General features: G+C 61.4%; 13 protein-coding genes. 5 read left to right on the forward strand and 8 right to left on the reverse strand.

All coding sequences use genetic code 11. The features are described 5' to 3' along the window. Positions 1-42 precede the first annotated feature (42 nt). Positions 43-1,215, forward strand: a complete 1,173-nt coding sequence (locus tag P8X48_11345; GenBank protein ID MEJ2107898.1) for a cation:proton antiporter — start codon at positions 43-45, stop codon at positions 1,213-1,215. Between the two features lie 77 nt (positions 1,216-1,292). On the opposite strand, the gene P8X48_11350 is transcribed toward P8X48_11345, so the two are convergent. Then, positions 1,293-1,496, reverse strand: a complete 204-nt coding sequence (locus tag P8X48_11350; protein MEJ2107899.1) for a cold-shock protein — start codon at positions 1,494-1,496, stop codon at positions 1,293-1,295. 582 nt (positions 1,497-2,078) lie between these two features. Here P8X48_11350 and P8X48_11355 point away from each other — a divergent pair. Next, positions 2,079-2,309, forward strand: coding sequence for a hypothetical protein (locus P8X48_11355; protein ID MEJ2107900.1), 231 nt, complete (start codon positions 2,079-2,081; stop codon positions 2,307-2,309). Positions 2,310-2,414: 105 nt separating this feature from the next. On the opposite strand, the gene P8X48_11360 is transcribed toward P8X48_11355, so the two are convergent. Further along, positions 2,415-2,618, reverse strand: coding sequence for a cold-shock protein (locus tag P8X48_11360; GenBank protein ID MEJ2107901.1), 204 nt, complete (start codon positions 2,616-2,618; stop codon positions 2,415-2,417). A gap of 292 nt (positions 2,619-2,910) precedes the next feature. On the opposite strand from P8X48_11360, the gene P8X48_11365 reads away from it, so the two are divergent. Further along, positions 2,911-3,402, forward strand: a complete 492-nt coding sequence (locus P8X48_11365) for a hypothetical protein (protein ID MEJ2107902.1) — start codon at positions 2,911-2,913, stop codon at positions 3,400-3,402. On the opposite strand, the gene P8X48_11370 is transcribed toward P8X48_11365, so the two are convergent. Next, positions 3,347-3,760, reverse strand: a complete 414-nt coding sequence (locus P8X48_11370; protein MEJ2107903.1) for a hypothetical protein — start codon at positions 3,758-3,760, stop codon at positions 3,347-3,349. The two genes, P8X48_11365 and P8X48_11370, sit on opposite strands and share 56 nt — an antisense overlap. Before the next feature lie 158 nt (positions 3,761-3,918). Then, positions 3,919-4,374 carry a Spy/CpxP family protein refolding chaperone gene (locus P8X48_11375; protein ID MEJ2107904.1) on the reverse strand — a complete coding sequence of 152 codons (456 nt, stop codon included), beginning with the start codon at positions 4,372-4,374 and terminating at the stop codon, positions 3,919-3,921. 201 nt (positions 4,375-4,575) lie between these two features. On the opposite strand from P8X48_11375, the gene P8X48_11380 reads away from it, so the two are divergent. Both P8X48_11380 and P8X48_11385 read left to right on the forward strand, forming a co-directional pair. Then, positions 4,576-5,268, forward strand: a complete 693-nt coding sequence (locus P8X48_11380; protein ID MEJ2107905.1) for a response regulator transcription factor — start codon at positions 4,576-4,578, stop codon at positions 5,266-5,268. A gap of 2 nt (positions 5,269-5,270) precedes the next feature. After that, complete coding sequence (locus P8X48_11385; GenBank protein ID MEJ2107906.1) at positions 5,271-6,671, forward strand: ATP-binding protein; 1,401 nt, start codon at positions 5,271-5,273, stop codon at positions 6,669-6,671. A 67-nt stretch (positions 6,672-6,738) separates the two neighbouring features. Here P8X48_11385 and P8X48_11390 read toward each other — a convergent pair whose 3' ends face one another. The 4 genes from P8X48_11390 to P8X48_11405 all read right to left on the reverse strand — a co-directional run. Further along, positions 6,739-7,029 carry a hypothetical protein gene (locus P8X48_11390; protein MEJ2107907.1) on the reverse strand — a complete coding sequence of 97 codons (291 nt, stop codon included), beginning with the start codon at positions 7,027-7,029 and terminating at the stop codon, positions 6,739-6,741. Between the two features lie 74 nt (positions 7,030-7,103). Continuing rightward, positions 7,104-8,033 carry a diacylglycerol kinase family protein gene (locus tag P8X48_11395; protein MEJ2107908.1) on the reverse strand — a complete coding sequence of 310 codons (930 nt, stop codon included), beginning with the start codon at positions 8,031-8,033 and terminating at the stop codon, positions 7,104-7,106. Positions 8,034-8,178: 145 nt separating this feature from the next. After that, a complete protein-coding gene (locus P8X48_11400) occupies positions 8,179-8,916 on the reverse strand; it encodes an SAM-dependent chlorinase/fluorinase (GenBank protein ID MEJ2107909.1) in 738 nt (245 codons plus the stop codon). A gap of 89 nt (positions 8,917-9,005) precedes the next feature. Continuing rightward, on the reverse strand, positions 9,006-9,203 hold a 198-nt coding region (locus P8X48_11405), incomplete at its 5' end, for a hypothetical protein (protein MEJ2107910.1).

Genomic DNA, 9,203 nt, shown 5'->3' on the forward strand with positions numbered 1-9,203 from the left:
CGGGACTGGACAGCCGCCCGCTGCAAATGGTGAACTGGAACCATGCATCCGGATCCACTTCTGTATATCGTCTTCCTGATCTTCACCGGCGCGGCCGTGATCGCCACCATTGCGCTGCTTGCGCGCCAGGCACTGATCGTTTCCTACATCATCCTCGGCGTCCTGCTCGGGCCATCGGTCCTGAACTGGACCGGGGACGCGGCCCTGATCAAGGGTGCGGGCGATATCGGCATCATGTTCCTTCTGTTTCTGCTGGGCCTGAACATGCATCCACAGAAACTGATCCGGCTGCTGGGTTCCACGACCCTGATCACCGGTGCGAGCGCATTGCTGTTTGCCGCCGTCGGCGTGGCCACCGGGGCCGTACTTGGTCTGCCGTTTTCAGAATCACTCATCCTCGGCGGCGGACTCATGTTCTCCAGTACCATTGTCGGGCTGAAACTGTTGCCTACCACCGTGCTGCACCATCGACACACGGGCGAACTGATCATCAGTATCCTGCTGCTACAGGACGTTCTCGCTATATTGATGATGTTGTGGCTGCAGGCTGGAGCCGGAAGCAATCAGGACATGGCCATGGGCATTGCCCGACTCCTGGGAGCCCTCGCCGCACTGTCGGTATTCGCATACCTCGTCGAACGGTATGTGCTTTCGCTGCTAATCGTCCGTTTCGACGTCATCCAGGAGTACATCTTCTTGCTGGCCATTGGCTGGTGCCTGGGGCTGGCGGAACTTGCGGTGTGGGCCGGCCTGTCGCGAGAAATGGGTGCCTTTGTCGCCGGGGTGGCCCTGGCCCGCAGCCGGATCTCCATGTTCATTGCCGAGAGTCTCAAGCCCCTGCGAGACTTCTTTCTGATCATTTTCTTTTTCACCCTGGGCGCGGGCCTGAACCTTCGCCTGCTTGCGGACGTGGTGCTGCCGGCTACAGTGCTGGCCGTGATAGTGCTGGCGGCGAAACCCATCGTATTCCGCTACCTGCTCCGCTACGCCGGGGAGGAGCCGGCACGAGCGAACGAGATCGGCGTACGGCTGGGGCAGAACAGTGAGTTCGCCTTCCTCATCGCCGTACTCGCCGGGGAAACGGGCGCCGCGGGCCACACCACAGTGTATCTGCTGGAGCTTAGTACCATTCTGACGATGATGGTCTCCATGTACCTCATCGTCTGGCGTTACCCCACCCCCATCGCCGTGCGCGACGAGCTGCGACGCAGCTGACCAACCGCTCCCGTCGAATACAAAAAGAAAACCCGCCTTGCGGCGGGTTTTCCGAGTACGGTTGCAAATGTAGCGGCTTACTGTGCGCTAACGTTCGCCGCCTGCAGGCCCTTGGGACCCTGCTCCACCTCGAAATTCACACGCTGGCCCTCGGCGAGGGTCTTGAAGCCAGTGCCCTGGATTGAATTGAAGTGCACGAACACGTCCTTGCCGCCGTCGTCCTGGCTGATAAAACCGTAGCCCTTGGACTCGTTGAACCACTTAACTGTACCTGTTGCCATTGTAACTTACCTATATAGATTGAATGATTGGGCTGACGGGACGAGCGAGGGAGGTAAGGAGGTGAAACTCGGAGGGAACAAACGACCGAACGACCATTGCCACTACCCAGCAGCATTCGCCACTATACGCGAACAGTCAGTAAATGGTATCGATTTCTTCCTGTTTCAAGGCCCGTTCCAGGTTTCTCCCCGCGACAGGCCGGAGCGGACCGTTTCTGGTACAATAACAGCCGTATCGCGCCTGATGAGGCTTTCACCCATTCCCCGACGGCCGGTCGCCGTCGCGAGCGGACAATCCCACCTATACGGCGCACCTCATACACGCACGCGGGGAAACCGCCACCCGCCATAGGCTTCCCGAGACCCGGATGTCTCGCGCCCCGGTTCTGTACCCGGCACATGGCCCGTGGACCCGCAACTGGAGATTTTGATGAAACGAATGTTCGTAGGAAACCTCGCTCCCGATTGCGGCTCTCGACGGGCGCGATTTCAAGGGGCGCCCGCTCCGGGTCAATGAGGAACGGGCCAGAAACCGGGGTCGACGGGGCGGACGCCACTAGGCGAGTACAGGAGAAACCACGAATGAATCCAGCCAGTTTCAGCATGGCGACAATCGAGAAGGTCGATGCGCCGGCGGGCAGCGACGGTGGGACCTGGTATCGCTACGTAATCGACAACGGCAAGTCCGCCATCACGGGCTACCGGCAGGGCTCCCGCGAACAGGTGGCTCGTTTCGCCAGAGACCTGACCGAGAATATCAACGCCCGGGCAGCACGGGGTCATTCCGCCTGGCAGCCACGCCAGAAGAAGTAACCAACGGCGCGGTGCCGGCCTCCCGCCGCCCCGCAGGGGTCCACGGATACAGAAAGGAAACCCGCCTCGCGGCGGGTCTCCGGAACTTCGCTTGTGGCGGTCGTCCTACTGCGCGTTGACGTTGGCCGCCTGCAGACCCTTGGGACCTTCTTCCACGTCGAAGGTAACCCGCTGACCCTCGGCCAGGGTCTTGAAGCCCGTGCCCTGGATCGCCCGGAAATGAACGAACACGTCCTTCCCGCCGTCGTCCTGGCTGATGAATCCGTAGCCCTTGGACTCGTTAAACCACTTCACCGTTCCTGTAGCCATCACACCTTACCTATCTATCAAATTGAACAAAGAGGCTGACCGGAAGAGCGAGGGAGGTTTGGAGGTAGAACTCGGAGGGAACAAACGACCGAACGACCATTGCCACTACCCAGCAGCGGCGATCAGTATATCCAAATCGGGGGAAAAACAACATGCCTGGACCCGGGATTTCGCCGCCCGCGGCATCGATCATGCCTGTCCCCGGAACCGCCCCGCCGCTACACTTTTTCCGGGGCCGGACCCCCCAGGCCCGCCACAACAACAAACCACAATCGCGCTCTTGGGAGGCCGTATGTCCACCGCAAATCGCTTCGTCTATGCCGGCGTGGTCTATGGGGCACTGGGAATGGTGCTCGGCATCCGTATGGGGGCCACCGAGAACTTCGCCATGGCCCCGGTTCACGCCCACATTAACCTGCTGGGCTGGGTCGGCATGGCCGTTTCCGGCCTGATCTACCGCGGTTATCCGAAGGCGGTGGAAAACGGGTACGCCGGGATCCATTTCTGGCTCGCCAACATTGGTCTGCTGGCCATGATGCGCAGCCTGGCCCTGCTCCTGTCCGACAACAAAAGCCTGGTCCCGGTCGTGGCCACGGCCGAGTTCCTCACCCTGGGGCGATGCTGCTGCGGTTCAACCTGTGGAAGGGTGCCCGCGACTGAGGCGACCCCGACACGACGCAAGGCCGAAGCGCCCCCCGGGGGCGCTTTTCCTTTGCCGATGGGGAGCCTCAGGACTGCGGCAGGCGGGCGGTTTCCATTCGCCGCGAGAACTCCGCAATCTTGATCCAGTACAGGATCCAGACGACGAAGAAGGCCAGGCTGATCAGGTGACCAAACCCGGGGGTGAAGGATGCAACCAGTAGAATGGCGTGGGCCAGGCCCAGTCCCCAGCCCCCGTCACCGGCCTCGGATCCCAGTTCCCTTTTGATTCCATCGGTCAGCTGGGTGACACTGTAGAAAGTCCAGCCCAGGTTGAAACTCGGAATCAGATTCAGCCACACCAGTGCCGGCTCCATGCCACGGTTCTCCGGGCGGATCCGCTCCACGCACCTGTACAGCGCAAGCACAAAAAACACGTACGCGACAATAAACGAAAGCAGGAAGATTCCCGGTATGACAAGAATGGCGAATTCGGCTCTCATCGCGCGTCCTGGTTATCGACGAAACTGATTCCGTGGGCCCGACGCTGCACACGCCTGGTGCCAAGGATTGTAGCACGGCGACTTCGTATCACAGGTCCTGTTGAAGGCAAAAAACAGCCCGGCATGCCGGGCTGTTTTCGTCGTTCCTTGCGGTGGATTCAGCTGGCCTGACCTTCCCGACGGTGTTCCCGCCAGTGCTTGTAAAACTGCTGACGCTTCTCCAGCTGTTCCTTGGTCAGCACCTTGTCCACTTCCTGCTTCATCTTGAAACGCAGGACCGTCATGTCGGCCTTGATCTTGCCTTGGGCATCGGCAATCTTTTGGACCTGCGAATCGCTGGCCGTTCCCTTGTCCATCAGTGCGCGCATTTGCTCACGGTTGGCACGCATCTTTTCCCACAGGGCCTTGCGTTCGGGCTCGTACTTCGTGTTGATCGCCTTGATCCTGGTGACCTGCTTGTCGCTCAGGCCCAGGTGCTCCTTCATGCGCTCAATACGATCGCCGTGACCGCAGCCCCGACCGGGTCCGCCATGGCGACCATAGTCAGCACTGGCAATCCCCGCGGTACCAGCCATCAGGGAAGCGGCAAGCAACAGGACAGTAGCTTTCTTCATCATATGCTCCTCGTAAACATGGTTTGTGAACGGCCGGGCTTGTTCCCGACATGGACGAAGCCTACGCCGGCGGACGGTCAAGATGGGTGACCGGGGCGTAAATGTATGTAAATCAACACCCGGGTCCGGCGCGCGCCTGTAAGGTATGCCCTCTTGTATGGCACACTTTCGGAACAGATTCCTGGGCCGGGATACCGATACATGAACCGAATTCTCATAGCCGATGACGATGTCGAACTCGGGGCACTGCTCGCAGAATACCTGGGCCGGGAGGGTTTCGACGTGGAACTTGCTCACGATGGCGCCGCCGCCCTGGAGCAGGCCTCCAATGGGGACTATGACGCGGTGGTGCTGGATGTGATGATGCCGAAACTGAACGGATTCGATGTACTGCGGGAATTGCGACAACAGTCGCAGGTCCCGGTACTGATGCTGACCGCGCGCGGAGACGATGTCGACAGCGTCCTCGGTCTGGAGTTGGGCGCCGACGACTATCTGGCCAAACCCTGCAATCCGCGTGTACTCATGGCCAGAATACGTGCGGTCCTCCGGCGCAGCGAGGCCGGCACGGGATCCGAAGAACAGGGGGGCACCCAGATCGTGCAGGGAGACCTGACTCTCGAACCCGGAACCCGAACCGTGCGCCTCAACGGAGAACCGGTGGCCATGACGAGCACGGAATTCAGCGTACTGGCGGTGTTGCTGCGGAACGCGGGCGAGGTCGTGCCAAAGACCGATTTGTCACAGCAGGCCCTGGGCCGGGAACTGGCCCGCTATGACCGGAGCCTGGATATGCATGTCAGCAATCTTCGCCGGAAACTCGGGCCACTGGCCGACGGCAGCGAGCGAATCAAGACCGTTCGTGGCGTCGGCTACCAGTACGTGAGGGCCTGACTATGGGCGGTTTGTTCTGGAAGATCTTTCTTTCTTTCTGGGCGGCACTGGTTCTGTTCTCGGCGGCGACCATCTGGACCGCGTCCAGCTATCTGGAGCACACGCGACACCAGCGGCTTGCCACCCGGCCCCATGAACGCATGGCAAGTTACTTCCACCAGGCGCGTCGCGCCATTGATCACGGCGGGATCAAGGGTCTGAAAACCTGGGCGCACGATGTGGACCTGCGCGAGCCAATCCCCCTGCTGGTGCTGGATTCCAAAGGCGAAGATCTCCTGGGCCGACCCGTTCCGCCTCGCCTCGCCGAACGGATTCGCCGCTACAATCAGATCGGAGTCGGGCACCGGGACTTCGGTGAAAACGACCACCACATGCCACGCTGGCTGCGCCATGGCATCGAGGTGCCCGGTATGGGCACGGTCTATTTGATTCCCGACTTTCAGAGCGTCACCCTGGGAAGGGTACTTAGTCGACCACGTGTCATCGCCCTGCCGGTAGTGGTCGCGGCCCTGGTAAGTGGTCTGGTGTGTCTGCTTCTGGCGCGCTACCTCACAGCGCCGGTAACGCGGCTGCGGACCGCAACTCGTCGCTTCGCCAACGGTGATCTCAGTCAGCGGGTTGGCGCCACCCTGGGGAATCGCCGGGATGAAATCGCCGATCTCGCACGGGACTTCGATCACATGGCGGAGCGTCTGGACGCGCTATTGGCATCCCACAGGCAACTGCTACGGGACGCATCCCATGAATTGCGATCCCCACTGGCGCGCCTGCAAGTGGCCCTGGGGCTCACGCGCCAACGCGGTGGCGAAGCCATTGCCGACGAACTCGACCGTATGGAGCAGGAAATCGAACGGCTGAACGAGCTCGTCGGGCAATTGTTGTCTCTTGCCAGGATGGAGTCCGGGGTCGCCGAGTTCCAGCGCGAGCGCGTGGATCTGACATCCATCGTCGAAACCGTGGCTGACGACGCCGCCTTCGAGGCCCGGGCCCGGGATTGCGATGTCCGCGTGACCCAACTGGATCCGGTTGTCGTCGAGGGAAACGAGGCCCTGTTGCACAGCGCGATTGAAAACGTCGTTCGCAATGCGGTCGCCTATACAGCACCCGGGACGACGGTGGAGATTTCCGTGGCGCGGCAAGCCGATCGGCCGGATCGCTGCGCAATTACCGTCCGCGACCACGGCCCCGGCATCCCCGAGGCGATGCTGGAAAAGGTGTTCGAGCCCTTCGCCCGCCTGGATGAGGCCCGGGATCGATCGACCGGGGGCTATGGCCTGGGCCTGGCTATAGCCGACCGGGCAGTACGGGTGCACGGAGGAACGATTCAGGCCACCAATCATCCCGATGGCGGCGTCCGCATGCGCATTGAACTCCCTGCCCGAACGCCCGGACCGAAAACCTGATACCGAATCAGTAACGGGCGCGTGAATGATCACGCGCCCGTTGCGGTTGAACCGGCTCGCCTGAATCCTATTCGGTCGGCGTCTCTTCACCACCTTCGGCTTCGGCTGGGGCTTCCGCCTCGGCGGCGGGTTCGGCTTCGGCTTCTTCTGCCGGCGCTTCCGCTTCCGCGGCGGCCTCTGGCTCGGGTTCCGTCTTGGGCGCCGGCGCGGCAACCTTCAGCAGTCCCTCCTCCACCAGAATCCGGACCTTGTCCTCACCATTGACGGGTTTGCGGTCGGCACCGGTCACGGCGTAGCGGCCATCACGGCGAGAATAGATTGTGTAGTTGTCTGTCTTCTTGACGACTTTCATGGCCATACTGTCTTCCTTACTCGTCTGTTTTGGGGACGCGGATTATAGAGGGATACGGTTCCCGCGGGAAGCCAGGTTCGTCATTCCTCCGCGGATTGCGCCCAGGCGGCCGGTACCCGGAACCGGAGCCGGCGGCTGTGGGCAATAAACTCCACACGCCAGGCCTCGGTGTCCACCACTTCCCCATCCACGGAACAGGCCAGGGCGGCGTCCGCTTCAATTGTCAGATGCCGGGCGGTGCGATACAGAAGGTGCTCGGACTCCGGCACCGGGCCGGACTTCACCTGCTCCATCAGGCGGACCATCTCCACACGGCCCATGTTCATGGCAAGGGTGACGGCCATGTGGTCCGCGGTCGGATATCCGCCGGGCAGAAGATGAAATCCCCCCAGGGTCGGGCTGTACCCCGCCGCCAGCAGGGTCAACTCGCCCTCCATCCTTTCCTCGTCCACCTGGATCCGGACCGGAACGTTGCGCCAACTGATCAGCGTGCGCAGGGCCAGCAGGTTGTATTTGAGTCGTCCCCGGGCCCAGCGCATCTCGTGGTCCACAGTGTGGCGCTTGGCCGTGGTAGCGCCGAAACCGGTATCGGCAATGTTCAGGGAATAGAAGCTCCCTTTTTGTGTGAATAACTCTGTGACCCCGACATCGACATCGCGACCCGTCTTCAGGGTTTCCAGGGCCCGATGCCAATCCTTTTGCAGGCCGATAGCACTCGCATAGTCATTCACGTTTCCGAAGGGAACCAGGGCCATCACCGTCTCGCGCTCGCAGCGCGCAGCGAGAATGCCGCTGGCAACCGCATTCATCGTTCCTTCGCCGCCGACGGCCACGATACAAACGCCGGCACCGGACTCTTCCGCCACCATGTCCCGGCACTGCTGCGCGCTTGTGGGGAGAAAGAACTCGCTGTCGGGCAGGGCATCCCTGAAGTGGTGTTCGACCCGCTGCCACAGCCGGCCCAGGGACCCGTCACGGGCGAGCGGATTAATAAAGTATGCGTACTTCATCCCGCAGATCCTTTCGTGGCGGAGCTTCGTTGTTCCGGAACCAGGACCGACCGGGCGCCCGCCGGCAAACACCGTGAAGGTGTCCCGATCGCGCTCAGGTTTCGAGGAGTGCTCCTCCCGCGGGGTAACGAGATCCGGTTTCCGGTTATTCTTGACCTGATGTTAACACAGAGACCTTGTCTCCCGTGCCCAAGGCCAGCTGCTCTGCGGCGCTTCCGAGATTTACCGCGATTTCCACGAGCCCGTTGCTGTTTTCGTACCAGAACGCCTCACCCGCGGCGACATCGGAGAAGGTCCCGGCGCGGGAAACAACGAGATCGGCAATTCGCAATCCGGAGCCCGGGGGAATGCTGGCGGCACGGATCCCCGAGATGGCGTTTCCGTAGTGGTCTATGTACAGGATCTCGGCAAGATCGTCTGGCCAGTCTGGGTGCTGAACCTCGGGTTCAGTGCCATGCATGGGGACGTTTTCGCCCCTTGCCAGCTGTGCCGCAACCGGTGCGAAAAGATCGCGACCGTGAAACGTGTTGGATATCGTGCCCGGCCGCCAATCGATGCCGAAACACTTCCGATCCCGGGCCCGACGCCACAGGATGGCAAACAGGCCATTGTCCGGACCCACGTACCAGTTGCCATCCAGTCGCAGCGCGACCGGCGTGCGCGGCCCGCCGACGCCGGGATCGACCACGCACACATAGATACTGCCGGGCGGCAGGCCTCGACCGTAGGCGGGTAGCAGATAGGCCGCGGCACGGACGTCGCGGAGAGGAAGATGGTGCCAGAGATCGATGACCGGTACGCCCGGTGCCTGTTGTACCAGCACTCCGTGCAACTGGCCCACGTAGGGGTCGCGGATCCCGAAATCTGTCAGCAAACCGATCATGCGGGCATGCTAACACTGCCCAGCGATCACGTCAGACGCAGAAAAGCCGGGCAAGCCCGGCTTTTTGACTGACTGGCGGTATGGAAACCCTACTTGGCGGCCTTCTTCTTGGCCGTCTTTTTCTTGGCAGTCTTCTTCGCCGCCGTCTTTTTCTTGGCAGTCTTCTTGGTGGCCGCCTTCTTCTTGGTCGCTGCGCTTTTTTCCGCCTTGGCCTCCTTTTCCTTTTTTTCGGCCTTTGGTTTTGCTTCTTTCTTGGGTGCTTCCGGCTTGGCAACCGCTTCGCGGTC

This window comes from Acidiferrobacteraceae bacterium (assembly GCA_037388825.1).
GTDB lineage: Bacteria > Pseudomonadota > Gammaproteobacteria > Acidiferrobacterales > JAJDNE01 > JARRJV01.